Genomic DNA, 18507 nt, shown 5'->3' with positions numbered 1-18507 from the left:
CATAATCATAGGTCGTATATTTATGCAATTAGAAACACAAAAATTATATTACACACCTGAAGAGTATTTAGAAATTGAAGAAAAGGCAGAATACAAAAGCGAATACCGTGATGGAGAAATTGTACCAATGACGGGTGGCACTACAAATCATAATAAAATTGCAGGCAACTTTTATGCTTATTTGAAGTTTGGGTTGAGAGGCAATAATTATGATGTTTATATTGGTGATGTGCGTTTATGGATACCCCGTTATCGGCAGCATACATATCCTGATGTGATGGTGATTGAAGGACAACCTATTTATACAGGAACCAGCACAACAACGGTTATGAACCCGATGTTAATTGCTGAAGTTTTATCTAAATCGACTAAAAATTATGACCAAGGCGATAAGTTTCTTTATTATCGCTCTATTCCCGAATTCAAGGAATATATTTTAATTGACCAATATCAATATCATGTGATGCAATATGTAAAAACTGCGGAAAGTCAATGGTTATTTACTGAACTTGAACATGAATCTGCAATTTTATCGCTGCAAACAGTTGATTTTCAAATTGAATTGCGCGACCTTTATGAGCAAGTCAATTTTGCAGAAAATAACGAAGATTAAAAAATAAAGCTTTGATTCACCCCGGATGCTGATTTATCCAACAAAATTAACTTGGAATTGTTTAGGGAGTAGCTACCAAAATCCTTCACTAAATTTGTATTTCTTCCTCGGTAAAGATAGGAGGCCACAATTCAGTAATGGGTAATTCCCAACCGGGAAAAAGTTCTGGTATAGTTAAAATTTCGCCATTTTCTAAAACTGTCGGTTCACCTGTAGAGCGATAAATTGTAACTGTCTCTTCATCAGGGTCAATTAAAATACCGACGATCGCTCCTAGTTCTATAAATTTTAAAATCTTGGCTACTATAAGTTTAATTTTATCGCTCTGAGATTTAATTTCTACCACCAAGTCAGGGACAAGTTCTCCAAAGTAACGAGGACTTTGGAGAAGTCGGGAAGCACGAACAAAGGAAACATCGGGTGCTTTGAGGTTTGTATCTGGCATGATAAAACCGCCAGCAGAATCAAAGACTCTTCCCCAGCGACGAGGATTTATCCAAGCAAAGAGAAAGGCGATGAGACGACTACTGATTTCGCTGGATACAATATCTGACGGGCCCATGACTGAAATTTTCCCATTTTCGAGTTCCAGCTGGTAATCTAAACCTGCTTCGGTAAAAGCGGTTTGAACTTGCTCTAAATCTTTGACTGTCATCATTGACATAAAAAGCTTTTTCCACTGAGATATACAACTCGATTTTAACAAGAGCCAAATTTGCAAAAAAATTAATTAGATGAGAGCAAAACAATATCACCTTCTTTTGCAGCATTCTGAAAAAACTCTACCAATTTTGGATATAGTTCAAACAATGGCTCTATCTCCTCTTCTTCCCATCCTCCAGGGCTAGGATTTGGGTAAATTTCCGCTTCATTAAATACAGTAGAATTAAATCGCCTCTTCAATTCTTCAACAGAAATTTGACTTAAAGCATTGGCAACATCTCGAACCTCTTCAAGTGTGAGATAGCGTACAAATCCGTAACCCGCTTCAAACTGTGTCGGCGTACCTCCCATGACTACATTACAAAGAGGCGGTAATGCTTGGGTATCACCTTCCAAACTTGACTCTCCAGTGAGAAGAAAATGTAGTGCGTGCCAATCTTCAAGGCTGAAGTAATGTTCATCGCTTCGTTGCTCTTGTAATTGGGCAATCATTGCCTGTGGATTACTAAAATCAAAAACTAAATTATCTAAATCAGGATTAAAAAAAGATGCTGCTGCTTCAGTATCATTCTGAATTTCTGCAAACTTTTGTGGCGTAATGCGTTTATAGCTAGCTGTAATACCCATAATATTTACTCTAATCTAAACACCATTAATAGTGTTAACTTGAACTTTGGACAAGTCACAGTATTTATGTACTTTTATTTGTCCAAAGTCAAATCACTAAATACATTGCATAAACAGAAAGCTAATCACATTCTATTTTCCCAAATAAGCTTCTAGAACTTTGGGATTAGTTTGAATTTCTGCGGGTGTCCCGTCAGCCAAATTCTGTCCTTCGGCAAGTACCCAAACGCGATCGCACAAGGACATAACCACATCCATATTGTGTTCAATAATCAGAAACGTCATCCCATCTTGGCGGTTCCAAGTAATAATGCGATCGCAAATATCATCAATCAGTTTCGGATTCACCCCAGCCGCCGGTTCATCCAACAAAATCAACTTGGGATTAGTCATCAGCGCCCGTCCCATTTCTAGCAGCTTGCGTTGTCCACCAGACAAGCCACCAGCGTAATCGTGTGCTTTTTTTGCCAAGCCTACTGATTCTAACAGGAACATTGCCCGCTCTTGCAGTTGCTTTTCTTCCTTAGCTACGATGTGCGGTTGCAACTGCACCTGCCAAAAATTTTCACCCGTTTGTTTTTGCGCCGCCAGCAGCATATTTTCTAACACCGATAACCGCGAGAGAGTTCGTGCAACCTGAAAGGTACGGATTACTCCCTGCTGGGCAATTTGATATGGTTGCAAGTTGTGAATCGGTTCGCCGTCAAAAATGACTCGTCCCTTATCAGGGCGGATGAAGTTTGAGAGTAAGTTAAATAAAGTAGTTTTACCAGCGCCATTGGGGCCAATCAAGCCCGTAATGCTGCCTTTAGCAACTTCGATTCTGGCCTCATTAACTGCTTTGACACCACCAAAGCTTTTAGAAAGTCCACTGGCTGCCAAAAGGGGAAGTGGAGATGAATAGTTATTTACCAAGGGTGAGTTCCTCTTTTTTCCCTAAGATACCTTGAGGACGCCAAATCATCAGTACCATCAAAATTAATCCGATTACCATGATGCGAAATGCGCCCAAACGTGCTTCATCAAGGGAAACGATTCTGGGTAAGACTTCTCGCGTCAGGGCATCGTAAGCAAAGAAAATTACTGCACCTAAGATTGTGCCAACATTATTCCCAGAACCGCCTAAAATCACCATAATCCAAGTGTCAAAGGTGATCTGCGGTTGAAAATTATCAGGGTAGATAGCGCCCAGTTGCCAAGCGAAGAAAGCACCAGCGATACCTGCGATCGCACCGCCTAACATCAGAGATTGTAATTTATACCAAAAAACATTTTTTCCCAGCGCTTTAGGAATTTCTTCATCTTCGCGGATGGCTTTGAGAATTCTACCCCAAGGCGATCGCACCAAAATTTCTAACCGCCAGTATACAAATGCTAAAACCAACAGCAACACCAGCATTAAACCCGCTTTTGGGTTGTAATTATACAGTCCAATCGCCCCAGAAATATAAATCGCTACCGCCAAAATTGCTAACACAATTCCCACACCCAAGCGGGATATAAATTCTTGTTTGCTAGTCGTCCTTTTGCCTAAATCAGTAGTCCGAGATATTTGAGTGGTGCGAATCCATTGCCACAAAGTAAAGAAAGTTACAGCAGCCAGCAGGGTTAAAAGCCCAATCATGATTAATCTGACAAACAAACTTGGCTCTGTGGATAGGGGTATGGGGTAACTTTGTACACCAAACGCCCCAGAAATCCAGGTGTCACCCACAGGTAATTCCTGATTATTCACCACCAAACGAATTAATTCGCCCGTACCAATGGTGACAATTCCTAGATAATCTTCTCGTAAGCGGAGAGTTACAAAACCAATTATCAAACCCAACAAAGCAGCGACAATTGCCCCAGCCAGTGCTGATACAAGTAAGGGTACACCCTTTAAGCTTAACAATACCGTTGTATATGCTCCCAGAGTCATGAAAGCAATATGACCAAAGTTAATTAATCCCGTAAAGCCCCACTGTAAATTCAGTCCTAGTGCGAATAGAGCAAAAAGCGCCGTAGAAATTGCTAAGAAAATTAGATAGTCAACCATATTAAATTATTTGGGAATTGGTCATTTGTCATTTGTCATTTGTCATTTGTCATTTGTCACTTGTACTGAGCGAAGCCGTTGGCGCAGCCTCTCGTAGAGAAGTATTTGTCATTTGTCATTGGTCAATAGTTATTTATTATTCTCCCCTGCTCCCTGCTCCCTGCTCCCTGCCCCCCTGCTCCCTGCCCCTCTGCTCCTCTGCCCCCCGCGCCGGGCGAATAAATTTTAGCGTAGCTTGAGCGGAGCTAATTTTATGGGAATACTATTTATTGTTGGTGTTTGGTGGTAGGGAATAATTAACGTATGAATTTACTGCGACTTAGAATGCATCACTTAATCGAGCAATTAGGCGATGACGATTTGCAAGACATTTGGAATGTTCTTGAAGCATTATATTATGACTTTTATATGCTCAAAGCGATACAAAAAGTCAAGCGATCGCAGCAACCGTGGGATATCTTAACCCATGAAGAAGCTGTAAGACTGTTGATGTTTTTTTAATTCAGCAGCGCTTTTGAGCTAGTGCCAGTGGCCCCTCAAGTTTTGGTGAAGGTAACGCCCAGTGAGTCTGGAAATGCGCTATGCCAGGTCTTTTTTGCTAGACCTGAAGAATTTAGAACCTGCCGCCTACGAGCGGGTGCATGATTTTGTTTTTATTGAATTAGCCCAAAAGTGGCAGTTGAGCGATCTAAAAGAACTGCGACAGCTTGATAGTGAAGGCATTTTTCACCGCTTCACCCTAGACAATTATCTGATTGGTATAGAAATTAGGGGTGAAATTGTGAAATTTCTGCGTGTCATCCCTATGCCAGATGTTTAAAGTCAAAAGTCAATCAATTTTGGATTTTGGAATTGCGGATTTTGGATTTGTTCCACCCACATTCGCTTTCTTGGCACATTCGCGGTAGCGTCTGGTAAAGAAGTGCGGGGCATCAACCGAAATAATTTTTAATCTAAAATCTAAAATCTAAAATCTAAAATTGGCACGGTCAAGGGAACACTTAAAACTGTAAACTGTATAAGGCTAGGCAGGGATCGCTATAACCTTACATTAAACTGGTTTTTGAAAAACACTTTATTTGAGATTTCCCTATGGATGCTAGGGCACTTTGGCAACGATACCAAAACTGGTTGTATTTCCACGAGGGATTGGGACTGTACTTAGACATAAGTCGGATGCGGTTCGATGATGCCTTTGTGGATTCGTTGCGGCCGAAGTTTGACAAGGCGTTTGCAGATATGGCTCAACTAGAGAAGGGTGCGATTGCAAATCCTGACGAGAACCGCATGGTTGGACATTACTGGCTGCGAAATCCTGATTTAGCGCCAGCTCCAGAACTTACACAAGAAATAGTTCAAACTCTAGAACAAATCGAAGCCTTTGCGGAAAAAGTCCAAACAGGTGCTATTCATCCTCCTAGAGCAAGCCGCTTCACGGATATTATCTCCATCGGCATTGGTGGTTCCGCTCTCGGCCCCCAATTCGTCGCAGAAGCTCTCGCTCCTGATTTTCCGCCCCTGAAAATTCATTTTATCGATAACAACGATCCCGCAGGTATCGATCGCGTTCTCAATCATCTACGGAATAGCCTCGCCAGCACTTTGGTATTGGTAATCTCCAAATCTGGGGGAACACCAGAACCCCGTAACGGCATGATTGAAGTTAAAAAAGCTTACGCCGGACACAATTTGGAGTTTGCCCAGTATGCGGTAGCAATTACCAGCGTTGATAGCAACCTCGATAAGCTGGCCAAAGAAGAAGGCTGGCTGGCCAGATTTCCGATGTATGACTGGGTAGGAGGACGCACCTCAGAAATGTCTGCTGTGGGGCTAGTACCAGCAGCATTACAAGGCATTGATGTTCGCGCTATGCTAGATGGCGCCAAAGAGATGGATGATGCTACCCGCGTCCCAGATATAAAAAATAACCCAGCAGCCTTGCTTGCTTTGTCTTGGTACTTTGCAGGTAACGGAAAAGGCGAAAAAGATATGGTTGTTCTACCTTACAAGGACAGCTTATTTTTATTCAGTCGCTATTTGCAACAGCTGGTGATGGAATCCTTGGGTAAGGAAAAAGACTTAGATGGCAACGTTGTTCATCAAGGTATTGCCGTTTACGGCAACAAAGGCTCAACAGATCAACACGCTTATGTCCAGCAGTTACGCGAGGGTGTAGCGAATTTCTTTGCTACCTTCATCGAAGTGTTGGAAGATCGTCAAGGCCCATCCACTGAAATAGATCCAGGAGTTACATCAGGCGATTATCTTTCCGGTTTTCTCCAAGGAACCCGACAAGCGCTTTATGAAAATCACCGCGATTCGATTACAGTCACGATTCCCCAAGTTAATCCTCGAATTGTAGGGGCATTAATTGCTTTGTATGAGCGTGCTGTTGGTTTATATGGTAGTTTGGTCAACGTCAACGCCTATCATCAACCAGGCGTAGAAGCTGGCAAAAAAGCTGCTGCTTCCATTCTTGATTTACAAACACGAGTGATAGCAGTGCTACAAAAAGAAAAAACTCCCCTTACTCTTGACGAACTCGCCGAGAAAGCAGGCGCATCAGACCAAGTTGAAGCAATTTACAAGATTTTGCGTCACATCCATGCCAATCAGCGGGGTGTAGTTTTACAAGGCAATCTTCAGAAACCCGGTAGTTTGACCGTTTCTGCTAGCTGATAACTCTAATCTAAATCTTAGATTTTGTCTAGAATTGTTGTTGAGACAACAATTTTTTATTGTGAAGCATCCTAAATAGAAGATATATCTTCTGTCTAGGATGCTTCACCGTATAATTCGTAATACTTCTCTACGAGAGGCTGCGCCAACGGCTACGCTCAGTACAAGTTCGTAATTCGTAATTAAGTTTTATCACTCAATACCGTTTCGTCTAAGTGTTGCTTTCTTCTCTTCCTTTGCCTAATTACGAATTATTTTAATTATGAATTGCCATCAGGCGTTGATTAAAGTAACTCTTGGGTAAAAAACAGCGATCGGGTAAAAAAGGATTGTTGAGATTTTGACATAAGAAAGTGCTGGGTTTATCCCGATGACAAAATGGTGGCACGATTCCCCAATGTTCTGCTAGCCAAATCCAGTATCCTGTTTCAATTCTGCCGTAGCTTGATACTGTGAGAATTTCTCCAACGCTGTTGTTAATAGATACTAAATCTGATGATGATTTGATGTCAATTAGCAGCCAAGCTAACTCATCAGCAGAAAAGTAATAGCCATTTTCGGCAGCAATATCGACGAATTGCTGCGGATCTTTAGCTATTAGTAATTCTTCTTTGAGAGATGGCGTTTTTTGGGCAACATCGAAAAGATCCCAAATCTGTCTTCTCGTAACTAGAAACCAGCCAAGTTCTTCTGCGGTCAAATTATAACCGTTTTCTCTTGCTAATTTGAGAAATGGCTCAAGGCTATCGGTTTCTGCTAGTTGACTTTTCAACTGGAAAGTTTGCTCTACTAGTGACAAGAAATCAATAATCTTTTGCCATGTCACTTTGTCAAAGTTTTTGTTAACTTTTATTTTTTCTTTCCAATAGATGTATTTATCTTCTTTAAGAAAGAAATTCCAAATTTGATAATACATGGGTCATCTTGCCTAAGTTGTAAACTTGGTAGAGGTTTATGATTAATGAACACCAGTGTAGTAAGTATAATGTGTTTCTTCGACAGTACTAAATCTGTAAATGAAATTACACAGTGGTTAAGTATGAACTTATTGTAAAGTTTGTCACCATAAATAATATTTACTGAGGGAAACATGAAAGATTACGATGCCTTGGGGCGGTCTGCAACTAAGATTTTTATTGCTTCTCATAAAATAAAATTAAGTCAAGAGATAGTATTAATTATTCATGAAGCAATTAATTGTAAAGCAATCTGTACTTTAGTTATTTTGAAGCGAATCAGATATTCCTACGGGGAAGAAAGCTAAGTATAGCATCTTGTAGAAAAAAGATTAAGTATATTTTAAATTTATGTACAGGTATAATTACATAGATAAATCAAGCGTTCGCCTTTGTCTTCCTCTAAAATAAAGTTAAGGCAGCATTAAAAAATGGGATTATTGAATTATCAGGCTGTGTATATTAACTTTGAGATAAATAGAATCGCGATCGCTCAAACTTCAGTTATTTTTAAACGAATCGCCTACTCCTACGGAGAAGCAAGCTAGCAAGAGCGTCTCGTAGAGAAGACGCAGAGAACTTAGAGGGAAGAAAAGAGATATATTGTACTATTTTTAGTTAATAAGTAAATCGCGGAGAAAGTAAAAGCGATCGCTATTCCCACTACTACCTTTAATTCGCCCCAAGTAACCTGTTAAAGGTGAGGAAAGTTCTATCAGTAAATCGTGAACAACTTCATCATTTAGGCGGGGATTATGAGTAGCATTGTAATGAACACGAATTTCTGTAACTGTGAAACTTGGATGTGTAGCTTTTGAAGTTTCGTTGTCTTGTTCAGAGAGTTCTTTGGCTGCTGTGATGATCTGCGATCGCAATTTAATCTCTCTCTCAGCTTTATCAATATATTCATCAATTTTATAGTCAATTTGCCCAGGTTCTAGATATTGCTGTAATTCGACTAAGTTAATAGCACCTGGATATTTTGCTTTTAATTCAACGAGTTTTTGTAAAGTCATAGCATTTATAATACTTACTTCCCATTCTTTAGCAGCTTTTAGTGTATCTGTCGATGGATTACCAGGGCCAATTACTAACTTAGCTGAAGTTAATACTTGAGTTTTACCTAAGTGCATTCCACCAAGTTTGAGTAATTCCTCAACAGTACGACTCGGAATAAGCTTACCCGCTTTACACTCACAAACAATAGCGTAAGGTTTTGAACAATATAAATCTAAGCCTCCAGCGCCACCTTTGAAAGCACTTTCAACTTTGAAGCCTAAAAACTCCAGGCTTTGACGTGCGATGTTTTCAAAATCTGTACCAGCTTGGTAGTTGCTTTTTTTCTCATCTTGTTCGATACTGCGATCGCCCAATTTTGCAATATCATTTATCCAAGCTAAATTTGCATTGGGTTGTTTAATTAGCTTGTCACTACTCCAACCCAAAAATACTTTGATATCGTCGTCTAATTGTTTGGCGGCTGGTTGGCTAATGGTTAGGGATGCGATCGCACTCTGCAATTCTTCCAATTTAGGGTGGAGTGGAGGTTCTAGCTTTTCTAGTTGATGCTTGCGTTGGGCGAAGGTGCGATCGTTTAATACTGGTATTGCGTCAGAAGCACCAATATTAGGTAAACCCACAAATTTACCTAGTTTTTCTTCAATATTTGGATTAGCTGCAACTTCACAGAACTCAGGCAAATTATAAACACGTAAGTAAGCCAAAAAAATATGCGGTTGTTTCTGTAATATTGCCTCAAATGCTTCTGGTTTCCATATTGTTAGCTGAGACAAAATATCTAAATTTTTAGTTTTATCAAGTATTTGGCAACCTTCACATTTAGCCCAAGCTTTAATTGAAACTGTCTTATGAGGTAAAAGGGGTAATTGTAACTGTTCTTGATTTTGAAGCAACCTTATTTGCTTAGGTTGTAACAAAATACCTTTGCTATTTAACTGTGTCAAAGCACTTTGGGCAATAGGTAAAAAATTTGGGTGGTAGTATTGCTTGATTGAAAGCTGATTTGTTGAATAATCAAGGGGGTAAAGAGCAAATCTTTGCCCATTGTTAAGCAATTTACGAGGCATTGCCACAATGATTCGACCTTGTATTAAAGCTTCAATATCGGCAGCAGGTAAACACAAGGCATTATAAATTAAAATTAATTCACTCATGTTTAACTAAATAACTCGTTCAATTCATCTGAGTCATCTATTTCACCCATATTTGAATAATTGAGGAAATTATCTATTAGTTGGATATCTTCTTCATCATCAACGGTAGGTATATTTCCAGATGGATTACTTAAAATTTCTCTAAGCAAAACATTATCAAACGTTATCTTATTCTTACTGATAACATCAAAAATATGATCTTCTGTTAATTGATAATGTAACCGCTTTTGATAGACAGCTAAAAGTCCTATAATTGGACGAATTTGCTCTTTTATCAAATCGATATGTTCACCACCTTTTTCTGATATAAGTTCGTTCAGCAGTTTATATGCTTCTGAATTTTTCTTCATTTGTTCTATCTTGGATTGTGAACGAAGCAAACAACCACGAGTAAGTTCAAATGTTTCATAGTCAATCAAGCGTTTTAAAGCAGCTGTTAATGTAAACTGAGAGTACTGTATTACAGAAACCCCTATTTTTACTGGTTTCGCATTTTCACTACCAATAATTTTGAAGTTTATAAAAATTTTATCCTGTGATCTAGGTTTATTCTGTGATTTATGTTGGATATCGCTTGTAATCTCTTCAATCAAAACTCCTTCTAAAGTCTGACCTTTCAAAGTATCAAAGCCGAAGTACAGAGCTTCAGCAATTAAGGAACTATCCTCTATATAATCTCCAATATCTGACTCGCATTCCTTTTGAAATGCCAGTTCAAACCTCTCAAATGGATCAGATGGAAGAGGTTCTTCATAAATTTTAAAATTGTCTGCACACCATCGCAAAGCTTCCCTTACGCTTGGTTTACTTACTTTGCCATATTCCTTCAGCTTACTTTCTTCAAATGGATAGAGTGGATAAGGAGGAATTAATTTTTTTGAGATGTAATACTCTTGCAACCAAACAGTAACTAATTCAACTATAGAATCACCACTAATGTATTTTAATTCTATAGGTTTTCTTTGTGTGTACTTTGAAATTCTATCAGGTGTACCACCTGACATTGAGTTTACCTTGTCTCTCCATGTTTCTGGCAACATTACTGTCAGAATAACAATCCCTTGACTAAGTTCACAATTTTCGAGAGTATCATGAAGAATTTTGACTAAATTAGCAATGACGCTTTCTGTTGGCAATCCATCATCAGTAGAATTGTTTTTAACATCTATTTCGTCAAAACAAATGACAACTGGGTTATGGTAACTAACCAAGTTTAAAATTTGCTGAATATTTTTAAGAGCTTCAGCTTCTCTATCTTGATTTGTTTTGCTAGGATTTGGTAATCCTAACTCCTCAGCATTAAACTCAGCTAATTCTTCACCAGATAACCATTTAATTGCAAAAGGTAATTGAGTTTCTGAAAGCGTCCACAAAATAGCCCAAAGAATATAGAGGTCTGCATTAGGTTTGTTTTTAAGAACTTGTTTTTGCAGAGCATTCATTAAGTTTTTATTTTGGGCCAAACTATTTGCATAGGCTTGATCAAATCTTTTGACTAACTCTGCTGGAGTGGGAGAATTTTCACTTCTACCTTCGTTTGCTATGGCTGCTGCTACTTCTTGCCACTGCATAACCCACTGACTACCAGTTTTGCTTAAACTATCTGCCAAGGTTTGCTGGAATTGGTACTTAACCAGATTTAAATCTGTATAGTTATTACCGCCCGCATAGACGAATAAAGCGCCACCTTCTTTTTCGAGATGATGACGAATACGGCTAAGGAGGTGGGTTTTACCAACTCCCTGCTGTGCAGTTATAGCAATTGAAGTCACCTTGTCTTGACTAGATTGACTTGTTCGCACTAATTCAATTGCTCGAAAAACTGCATCAGAAGCATGGGCATTTAAGGTAGATACATCTGGCGATTTTTTTTTCCAAATATCCTGTTCTTTGACAATGCCAGCATTGATAAATGGATTATGGCTTTGAATAGCAGCATTGACAGCTTCTATGGGAGACGTAGGGTTATTCGTCATAGTGATTCTGTAAGTTGTGAGTTAGTACACAGGGAATGGTTTAGTAAGAATCTGATTAATTCAAGCGCTTGGCGTAAGAGCGCAATCCTACTCCAGGTATGGTGATTGAGTCGTCACGTTTATCAGAATTAAAGTCTTGTATCTCTCCAGTCATCAGCTGAAAAATATCATCAGCTTGCATTTCCAGTAGCCACTCACTGAATTCTGTACGACTGACCTGATCGCCTATTTCTCTCCTGATGCGATAAATTGGCACCAGATCGTCTAGGTTGTAGTTTCGGTTCAACTTGTCGTAGACTTCCAACGCCACAGATTTAAACTCGTCATAAGAAGCGATCGCACCCTTCCGATTAACTGGTACATCTGCACCAACTACCGCAACATCAATCTGACTAATCCATTTCACCAACGCATTCGCCGCCCAAGTTCCGACAATCGTCCCTTCAAACTTAAACTTGCCACTCCTCAAACCCTCACCCAATACCTCTAAACCTTTGCCAGATGTCAGAGAGTATCCCTTTTTGGAAATTGCGATCGCACCCTGCTTCTGTAATTCCTCGAATATGCCCTGATAATCTGCTACCCTCTGGCTTTTGGCTACAATTCGCTTAGTGAGTTGACTTTTCTTAACTTCCTGCTGCGTTCCTCCCAAATCCCACAAAGCCAAAAGAAGACGAGTGCTAGTATTTTTTGATGTCATATTGAGTGTACTTTTTGACAAAAAGCATCATAGTAACTGTATCTTTGTAAATTATTTATGCACAAAAAATAACCGAGAAATTGCTGAATATTTCAGCTAAATAGATTAATAAAGAATCAACAATATATTTCCTTAGGATGAATGCAGTTTCTCTCAAAGGCGGGATGGAATACTTGAGAAAATCGCCGATTATGAACAGAGAAACGCTGTAGCTGCGCAGTTGTAAATTGAGTGGTATATGTTTTTTCAATTCCCAGGGAAATAACAGGAATTCCAACTTTGTTTTTGCAACAGCAAGGCTTTTAGCAAATACAGGTGAGAACGAAATCCAATGAACACAATATATAAAGAACGTAAAATAGTTTCGCGTCTATTTGCAGTGCTGCTTTCGGCATTGCTAATGGTTCCCTTGCTGAGTAGCTGCGGAGGCGGTTCCCAAAAAGCTAATGTACCACCACCTGTTGATGATACCGTCGGTAGAACAGTGAGCGATCGCCAAACCGAAGCGAAAAAGGGCTTGTCTACAGGACAGAAAGTTGCTATTTTGGCGGGTGCTGCGGGACTTTATTACCTCTATAACCAACATAAAAATGCTCCCCAAGATGGAGCGCAAGGTAAGTACTATCTTTCCAAGAACGGACGTGTATATTACCGTGATGCTGAACATCGCGCTCACTGGGTAACGCCACCAGCAGAAGGAATTCGAGTACCAGAATCTGAAGCACAAAAGTATCGGGAATTCCAAGGCTATAACCGGAGTGCTACAGGTCGCGATCTAACTGGTATAACTTCATCCGCAGCTCCAGCACTCTAGATCGGTGAAGCGTGTGTATAAAGCGGGTTTCCCGGAGGATAACGCCGATCGCGCCCGTCGGAAACACGAACTTAAATCAGGAGACAGATTATGGTAAATGAATTTTTCCGAAAGGCGAAAGACTTACTTTTGGGATCGAACAGCGAGCAAGCCGATCAAGATGCCGAATTCCGCGATCGCAATGTACGTCCAGCTAGCGAAGATCCCTACGGCGATCCCGCAGACCCGGCATCTTACGGCAATGTTCGCCCAGCTAGTGAAGACCCTTACGGCGACCCCGCAGATATCGCATCTTACGGCAATGTTCGCCCAGCTAGCGAAGACCCTTATGGCGATCCCGCAGATATTGCGTCTTACGGCAATGTTCGCCCAGCTAGCGAAGACCCTTACGGCGACCCCGCAGACACAGGGGAGTTTGGTGATGTCCGCCCAGCCAGCGAAGACCCCTACGGCGACCCCGCAGATCAGGATTACCGCCGTTAACGCAAAACCAATCTGGTGATATTGGTTTTCATAAGGTTTGGAATAACAAATAAGGCAGTGGGATTAGAACCTACTGTCTTTTATTTTGGCTGCTATTTATACAAATTACGAATTACGAATGATTTCTTGCGATCGCTCAATATTTTGACGCACAGATCGAGCCGAAGTATGCAAACCCTCTCTTTCTTCATCAGTCAGCGTCAATACCAAAATACTCTCAATTCCACCGCATCCCAACCGACAAGGAACGCCAATTACAACATCTTCTAAACCGTATTCACCTTGCAGATACGCCGCCACAGGCAACAACCGCGACTGATTTAATAAATAAGATGCGATTTTTCTCAGCAATAATTCAGGAGTCAGAATAAATGCTGAATTCTGACTTCTGACTCCTGAATTCTTTTTACTTATTTAAACTCTTCGAGTTGATCCACACGTAACCAAATATTAGGTGTTGGCACTTTCCCAAACTTAATCAAGGCGTAATCACCTTTAATATCGACAATTTCGCCCTTGGTTTCAAACAAATATGAAGGAAAGCGAGCATCACTGGCTTTAGCCTCCAGACTGTTTTCTAGTTTCTCGCGCACAGCGCGAACCATATCTCCTTTTTTAACTGCCATAAGTTCCTCTCTCAAATTAACGTCTTTCACCTGCATTTTAAAAGAGTTCCGAGTTAGAATTCTTAACTCTTGTAAAGACCCGATTAATCGCGTCTCTTGTACAGACGCGATTAATCGCGTCTCCTAACTCCCCCTAGCGTTTGACACTCAAAGCAAAAATGACTAGATCGCCCAGCTAACCTGATCCGTTGAATTGCTGTACCACAAACTCGACAGGGTTCTCCAGCGCGGTTATAAACCCAGGCTACACCACCATAATTGCCATTAGTACCTTTAACATTCAAAAAATTACTAAATGTCGTACCACCAGCCTCAATGCTGGTTTCTAACACCTGAATTATCGCTGTTCGCAAACGTTCAATTTGCTTTAGCTGCAAATCTATACACAAGGTTTCAGGTAAAATTCCACTCTTAAATAATGCTTCATCAGCATAGATGTTACCTAATCCCGCCACCACGGATTGATCTAGTAGCGCAGTCTTAATCGGACGGCGACGGTTTTGGAGTTTGTTTGCTAGATATTCAACAGTAAATTCTGATGAAAATGGATCTGCTGCCAGTTTTGCCAAACCAGTGATAATGCTTTCTACAGCAACACCAGGCGGAACCCACCATATTTTACCGAAGGTTCGCTGGTCAACAAAGCGTAATTCTTGTCGATCCCCAAAGAATAATCTAACCCGCGTGTGCTTGTGTAATGGTTCATCTCTATCCAGCCATAATAGTTGACCGGTCATTCGCAAATGAACCCCTAGCCAGCCGGAAGACGAGGAGAGTTCGGCGAGGAGATATTTACCGCGACGATGCCAAGTAGCGATGGCTGCGCCAACCCCTCCGGGGTACGCATTATTTTTAATTCCATTAACAAACTCACCAACAGAAAACGGGTAGGCGATGGTGCGATCGAGCAACACATCTCCTCCCGTAATTTCTTGGTTGAGGGTCAATTGATTTAGACCCCTTCGGACTGTTTCAACTTCAGGCAGTTCGGGCATTCAAGCTGAGTTAAGCAGGCAATTGTGATTTATTTGAGGGTTCGAGCTAGAAAAGATGGGGTAGTAACTTACATAGCCGTAGATGGCTCGTATTACTACCCAAAAGAAACCGTAAATACCCGCAGGGCGGCTCTCGTAGATTAGGGTAGGCTAGGACAAAGAATGAATGAACTGAAATTTTCAGACTTCATACTTCAGACTTAAGACTACCCTTCATCATCGCATCAAACAACCCCCTTGTAGCTTTGCTGCTATTTTTTCGGTGCTTTAGCCTTTGGTGCTTCAACCTCGACTAATTCATCCTGGGCAAAGTTGTTGGTATTGATACCAGAGTAATTGACCTTTTCAAAGCGGACAATTACAGGGTATTTGATGCCGCTTTGGTCGATGGAAGCCACAGTTCCTAGATCCTGAAACCAGTAGGATTCAGGGCGGAGAATACGTACTTTAGAACCACGTTGAACCATGATTATTTTCCCTTTTAGTTATCAATCGCCAATCTAGAGGGCTAATTGATTTCACTCTACAACCTCAAGGTCGCAGCAAGAGTCTTTGTTAAGTTATTTGTCTGAATTGAGGAGCGGGCATTGGATTAGGGGAGAGGTTACAGGTGAAAGGTGATAGGGAATAATCTGTACCCTGTAACCTGTACCCTATTCCCTTCTTCACTCCCGACTCCATACCACATCCAAAATTACAAAAGGTATTAAACCCTACTTGACAAGGTAAACGTTATAGTGTACCTTCATTCGCAAATAGCTATTTTGTAAAAGCTTATGTTTTAGTTAAGACAAACACACTTCCCTCATTACCTCTGCCGATCCGTAGGTCGTTATCTATATAAGTGATATCTAACCAGCCTTGCTGTTTGTCACTGTTTATGGCAATATCAATTCCGGGAAATTTTCTACCTGCTTCAATTTGTTGGATAAAAGTTACCGGAGAATTGTATTCTATTAAACGTTGTAAGCCGATAATAGAACGCTCAAATTTTACTTGGACACGCCGACCTGAAACTGGCTCAAATTTAGCAGCAACGCTGACTAATCCTTCTAAATAAGGTAAGCCATAAATCTCAGCTATGTTGTAAACACTGGTAGTATCTACCCGGATATACTGATAGATTTGACCTAGTTTACATAAAGGTAAACGATCTAAGTTTAAAAGAGCCTTGCTATTGGTGTATAGTAATCGCCAATTGCCATCTAGCAAATTACTAGCTTCCACCGGACGGGGTGTAGGATTAAAGTCTTCTAAATAGGCGATCGCGATTAAGATAGCCTGTTTCTGTTCTTCGGTCGCCAGTAAACCGCGATTAGTAAGTGCGATCGCATCCATAAGAGCCGCTTTTGGCATCATCGCCTGTCACCTCAAAAATCACTCACTTTCCATCAGCATAAACAAGATATTAATGACATATATGTACAGCCATAAAAATTACTAAGAATCGCTTGACTTAAGCCTTATGCTTATTAAATAAAAAAATTTCTATCTGAATGCGGATTTATCAACTAAAGGGTTGAAAAGATAACTAAATTAATCCGTGTCAAGTGATAGACTCTAAATGTCAACTTACGTAAACCTTTTCTTGTCCTCACTCGATATGTTGAACTCTCCATTACGTGAAGAACCCCGTAACCAGCGAGCCGATGTCATCCCCCTAAAGCCAGAATCTTCTTTGTTGGACTGGTTACAAAACAACGGTCGCATCATCGCGCGTGACCTTCACGAACCGGATTTTCAAGCTGACGAAGAAGGAATAGACTCCTTAATGGGTGTAGAAGATGGAATTGGCTACGACCTCGATGATGATGAAGATGATGATATAGGAATCGCTGAGAATTAGCCTTTTCAGGCTATGGAATTGGTAGTATCCCTAGTTAATGGTATTCAATTTTATAAGTGTGGAGTGAAGGTAAACTTCTGTGGACGCTAAATTATCTCCTGAGCAAGGATTAAACATTTCTGGAATCGCTCTAGCCTCTTTATTAGCCGTAGGGTTAGGTACAACAGCATTTTTCTTGGATTCGATGGCCAATCGGCTACCTTGGCAAAGTATGTCGTTAACCCTGCCATTACTGTTGTGTGCATTGGGTTCAGGTGTGGTGGGCTATTGGGTAATACCTTTACTTCAAGCACTTAAAACTGGACAAATAATTCGTGAAGATGGGCCTCAAGCTCATCTCAAAAAGGCAGGCACTCCCACAATGGGTGGTATATTTTTTATACCTGTATCTGTGTTGCTTGCCTGCATATTGTCTAACTTTTCTAAAGAGGTGCTTGCAGTTTCGGCTTTGACCATCAGCTATGGATTGATTGGCTGGCTCGACGATTGGCAAATTCTGCGCCGGAAATCAAATAAAGGTATATCTCCACAAACAAAACTGGCTTTGCAGGTGAGTTTTGCGGCTATGTTTTGTCTATGGCTGATGTTTAATCAACCTTCTAATATTACAAATATTGCTTTGCCTTGGGTGAGCTTCACACTACCATTAGGATTTCTATTTTGGCCTTTAGCAGGTTTTGTGCTAGTTGCAGAAAGTAATGCGACTAATTTAACAGATGGTATTGATGGCTTGGCAGCAGGAACAGTAGCGATCGCACTTTTGGCATTAGGTGCTTTAGTCGCACCAACAGCACCAGGATTGATGGTTTTCTGTGCTGCTTTAAGTGGTGGGTGTTTAGGTTTCTTAGCCCATAATCGCAACCCAGCCCGCGTTTTCATGGGAGATACTGGTTCCCTGGCACTAGGAGGAGCTTTAGCTGCTGTAGCACTATTAACAAATACCTTAGTAGGTCTGTTTATTCTCAGTGGTATCTTCTTTGTAGAAACCCTTTCGGTGATGGCACAGGTAACTTATTACAAAGCCACGAAGGGCCCCGATGGCAAAGGCAAACGCCTCTTCAAAATGGCACCTTTACACCATCATTTAGAACTTACTGGCTGGTCAGAATTACAAGTGGTTGGAGTGTTTTATATAATCGCTGCTATATTAGCTACTATTTGTTTAGCGATCGCTCCATTCTAAATGTTTTAAAAACTGCTTGAATATAAAAAACAACTCCCACATCTTCAGGGAGTTGTTTTTTTATAGGCAAATTTATAAGTTTCTGATTTCTATGCCAACACAAGCGCAAAGGATAGTTATAGAGTCAATCGAAA

At 40.5% G+C, this 18507-nt stretch carries 21 protein-coding genes; 8 read left to right on the top strand and 13 right to left on the bottom strand.

Features of this window, described 5'->3' with window-relative positions:
- The first annotated feature begins 22 nt into the window (after positions 1-22).
- On the top strand, positions 23-613 hold the full coding sequence (locus ACR5KR_RS15885) for a Uma2 family endonuclease (protein WP_445631518.1): 591 nt from the start codon (positions 23-25) through the stop codon (positions 611-613).
- Positions 614-701: 88 nt separating this feature from the next.
- Here the strand turns inward: ACR5KR_RS15885 and ACR5KR_RS15880 are convergent, their stop codons facing one another.
- From ACR5KR_RS15880 to ACR5KR_RS15865, 4 genes are all read right to left on the bottom strand, one after another.
- Positions 702-1277 (bottom strand): Uma2 family endonuclease, encoded by a 576-nt coding sequence (locus tag ACR5KR_RS15880; RefSeq protein ID WP_448267165.1) that lies wholly within the window; start codon positions 1275-1277, stop codon positions 702-704.
- 62 nt (positions 1278-1339) lie between these two features.
- Complete coding sequence (locus tag ACR5KR_RS15875) at positions 1340-1903, bottom strand: YfbM family protein (protein ID WP_448267164.1); 564 nt, start codon at positions 1901-1903, stop codon at positions 1340-1342.
- A gap of 132 nt (positions 1904-2035) precedes the next feature.
- Positions 2036-2818 carry an ABC transporter ATP-binding protein gene (locus ACR5KR_RS15870; RefSeq protein ID WP_445631521.1) on the bottom strand — a complete coding sequence of 261 codons (783 nt, stop codon included), beginning with the start codon at positions 2816-2818 and terminating at the stop codon, positions 2036-2038.
- Complete coding sequence (locus tag ACR5KR_RS15865) at positions 2808-3941, bottom strand: branched-chain amino acid ABC transporter permease (RefSeq protein WP_445631522.1); 1134 nt, start codon at positions 3939-3941, stop codon at positions 2808-2810. The genes ACR5KR_RS15870 and ACR5KR_RS15865 overlap by 11 nt, the downstream gene beginning before the upstream one ends.
- A 303-nt stretch (positions 3942-4244) precedes the next feature.
- Here ACR5KR_RS15865 and ACR5KR_RS15860 point away from each other — a divergent pair, with 303 nt between their 5' ends.
- From ACR5KR_RS15860 to ACR5KR_RS15850, 3 genes are all read left to right on the top strand, one after another.
- On the top strand, positions 4245-4442 hold the full coding sequence (locus ACR5KR_RS15860; RefSeq protein ID WP_322715232.1) for a hypothetical protein: 198 nt from the start codon (positions 4245-4247) through the stop codon (positions 4440-4442).
- A 61-nt stretch (positions 4443-4503) separates the two neighbouring features.
- Positions 4504-4761 (top strand): cytotoxic translational repressor of toxin-antitoxin stability system, encoded by a 258-nt coding sequence (locus ACR5KR_RS15855; RefSeq protein WP_251959737.1) that lies wholly within the window; start codon positions 4504-4506, stop codon positions 4759-4761.
- Between the two features lie 272 nt (positions 4762-5033).
- A complete protein-coding gene (locus ACR5KR_RS15850) occupies positions 5034-6620 on the top strand; it encodes a glucose-6-phosphate isomerase (RefSeq protein ID WP_448267163.1) in 1587 nt (528 codons plus the stop codon).
- Between the two features lie 256 nt (positions 6621-6876).
- On the opposite strand, the gene ACR5KR_RS15845 is transcribed toward ACR5KR_RS15850, so the two are convergent.
- From ACR5KR_RS15845 to ACR5KR_RS15830, 4 genes are all read right to left on the bottom strand, one after another.
- Positions 6877-7536 carry a Nif11-like leader peptide family natural product precursor gene (locus tag ACR5KR_RS15845; protein WP_445631524.1) on the bottom strand — a complete coding sequence of 220 codons (660 nt, stop codon included), beginning with the start codon at positions 7534-7536 and terminating at the stop codon, positions 6877-6879.
- A 654-nt stretch (positions 7537-8190) separates the two neighbouring features.
- Positions 8191-9750, bottom strand: a complete 1560-nt coding sequence (locus ACR5KR_RS15840) for a DUF1802 family protein (protein ID WP_448267162.1) — start codon at positions 9748-9750, stop codon at positions 8191-8193.
- A gap of 2 nt (positions 9751-9752) precedes the next feature.
- Positions 9753-11726, bottom strand: a complete 1974-nt coding sequence (locus tag ACR5KR_RS15835; RefSeq protein WP_448267161.1) for a P-loop NTPase fold protein — start codon at positions 11724-11726, stop codon at positions 9753-9755.
- Positions 11727-11781: 55 nt separating this feature from the next.
- Entirely contained in the window at positions 11782-12426 is a 645-nt protein-coding gene (locus ACR5KR_RS15830) for a hypothetical protein (protein WP_448267160.1), read from the bottom strand.
- Between the two features lie 331 nt (positions 12427-12757).
- Between ACR5KR_RS15830 and ACR5KR_RS15825 the strand changes: the two genes are divergently transcribed.
- Positions 12758-13240 carry a hypothetical protein gene (locus tag ACR5KR_RS15825; RefSeq protein WP_445631529.1) on the top strand — a complete coding sequence of 161 codons (483 nt, stop codon included), beginning with the start codon at positions 12758-12760 and terminating at the stop codon, positions 13238-13240.
- 90 nt (positions 13241-13330) lie between these two features.
- Positions 13331-13723 (top strand): translation initiation factor, encoded by a 393-nt coding sequence (locus ACR5KR_RS15820; protein WP_448267159.1) that lies wholly within the window; start codon positions 13331-13333, stop codon positions 13721-13723.
- Between the two features lie 105 nt (positions 13724-13828).
- On the opposite strand, the gene ACR5KR_RS15815 is transcribed toward ACR5KR_RS15820, so the two are convergent.
- From ACR5KR_RS15815 to ACR5KR_RS15795, 5 genes are all read right to left on the bottom strand, one after another.
- Positions 13829-14137, bottom strand: a complete 309-nt coding sequence (locus tag ACR5KR_RS15815; protein WP_448270209.1) for a hypothetical protein — start codon at positions 14135-14137, stop codon at positions 13829-13831.
- A complete protein-coding gene (ndhO, locus tag ACR5KR_RS15810) occupies positions 14134-14349 on the bottom strand; it encodes an NAD(P)H-quinone oxidoreductase subunit O (protein WP_194042991.1) in 216 nt (71 codons plus the stop codon). The genes ACR5KR_RS15815 and ndhO overlap by 4 nt, the downstream gene beginning before the upstream one ends.
- Before the next feature lie 110 nt (positions 14350-14459).
- Positions 14460-15344, bottom strand: a complete 885-nt coding sequence (locus ACR5KR_RS15805; protein ID WP_448267158.1) for a DNA-formamidopyrimidine glycosylase — start codon at positions 15342-15344, stop codon at positions 14460-14462.
- A 251-nt stretch (positions 15345-15595) separates the two neighbouring features.
- A complete protein-coding gene (locus ACR5KR_RS15800) occupies positions 15596-15811 on the bottom strand; it encodes a photosystem I reaction center subunit IV (RefSeq protein WP_094349537.1) in 216 nt (71 codons plus the stop codon).
- Between the two features lie 307 nt (positions 15812-16118).
- Positions 16119-16703, bottom strand: a complete 585-nt coding sequence (locus ACR5KR_RS15795; RefSeq protein ID WP_448267157.1) for a PAP/fibrillin family protein — start codon at positions 16701-16703, stop codon at positions 16119-16121.
- 244 nt (positions 16704-16947) lie between these two features.
- Here ACR5KR_RS15795 and ACR5KR_RS15790 point away from each other — a divergent pair, with 244 nt between their 5' ends.
- Both ACR5KR_RS15790 and mraY read left to right on the top strand, forming a co-directional pair.
- Positions 16948-17190 (top strand): DUF3134 domain-containing protein, encoded by a 243-nt coding sequence (locus ACR5KR_RS15790; protein WP_322711499.1) that lies wholly within the window; start codon positions 16948-16950, stop codon positions 17188-17190.
- A gap of 79 nt (positions 17191-17269) precedes the next feature.
- Positions 17270-18373, top strand: coding sequence for a phospho-N-acetylmuramoyl-pentapeptide-transferase (gene mraY, locus ACR5KR_RS15785; RefSeq protein ID WP_445631533.1), 1104 nt, complete (start codon positions 17270-17272; stop codon positions 18371-18373).
- The last annotated feature ends 134 nt before the right edge of the window (positions 18374-18507 follow it).

The sequence above is a fragment of the Nostoc sp. DSM 114159 genome (assembly GCF_053470285.1).
This window is presented reverse-complemented; position numbering and strand designations above follow the sequence as displayed.

Coding starts and splice junctions, on each gene's coding strand:
- ACR5KR_RS15800 (WP_094349537.1), bottom strand. CDS start 15,811: ATGGTTCAACGTGGTTCTAAAGTACGTATTCTCCGCCCTGAATCCTAC.
- ACR5KR_RS15805 (WP_448267158.1), bottom strand. CDS start 15,344: ATGCCCGAACTGCCTGAAGTTGAAACAGTCCGAAGGGGTCTAAATCAA.
- ACR5KR_RS15880 (WP_448267165.1), bottom strand. CDS start 1,277: ATGTCAATGATGACAGTCAAAGATTTAGAGCAAGTTCAAACCGCTTTT.
- ACR5KR_RS15850 (WP_448267163.1), top strand. CDS start 5,034: ATGGATGCTAGGGCACTTTGGCAACGATACCAAAACTGGTTGTATTTC.
- ACR5KR_RS15860 (WP_322715232.1), top strand. CDS start 4,245: ATGAATTTACTGCGACTTAGAATGCATCACTTAATCGAGCAATTAGGC.
- ACR5KR_RS15840 (WP_448267162.1), bottom strand. CDS start 9,750: ATGAGTGAATTAATTTTAATTTATAATGCCTTGTGTTTACCTGCTGCC.
- ACR5KR_RS15825 (WP_445631529.1), top strand. CDS start 12,758: ATGAACACAATATATAAAGAACGTAAAATAGTTTCGCGTCTATTTGCA.
- ACR5KR_RS15845 (WP_445631524.1), bottom strand. CDS start 7,536: ATGTATTATCAAATTTGGAATTTCTTTCTTAAAGAAGATAAATACATC.
- ACR5KR_RS15820 (WP_448267159.1), top strand. CDS start 13,331: ATGGTAAATGAATTTTTCCGAAAGGCGAAAGACTTACTTTTGGGATCG.
- ACR5KR_RS15875 (WP_448267164.1), bottom strand. CDS start 1,903: ATGGGTATTACAGCTAGCTATAAACGCATTACGCCACAAAAGTTTGCA.
- ACR5KR_RS15795 (WP_448267157.1), bottom strand. CDS start 16,703: ATGATGCCAAAAGCGGCTCTTATGGATGCGATCGCACTTACTAATCGC.
- ACR5KR_RS15865 (WP_445631522.1), bottom strand. CDS start 3,941: ATGGTTGACTATCTAATTTTCTTAGCAATTTCTACGGCGCTTTTTGCT.
- ACR5KR_RS15835 (WP_448267161.1), bottom strand. CDS start 11,726: ATGACGAATAACCCTACGTCTCCCATAGAAGCTGTCAATGCTGCTATT.
- ACR5KR_RS15790 (WP_322711499.1), top strand. CDS start 16,948: ATGTTGAACTCTCCATTACGTGAAGAACCCCGTAACCAGCGAGCCGAT.
- ndhO (WP_194042991.1), bottom strand. CDS start 14,349: ATGGCAGTTAAAAAAGGAGATATGGTTCGCGCTGTGCGCGAGAAACTA.
- ACR5KR_RS15830 (WP_448267160.1), bottom strand. CDS start 12,426: ATGACATCAAAAAATACTAGCACTCGTCTTCTTTTGGCTTTGTGGGAT.
- ACR5KR_RS15885 (WP_445631518.1), top strand. CDS start 23: ATGCAATTAGAAACACAAAAATTATATTACACACCTGAAGAGTATTTA.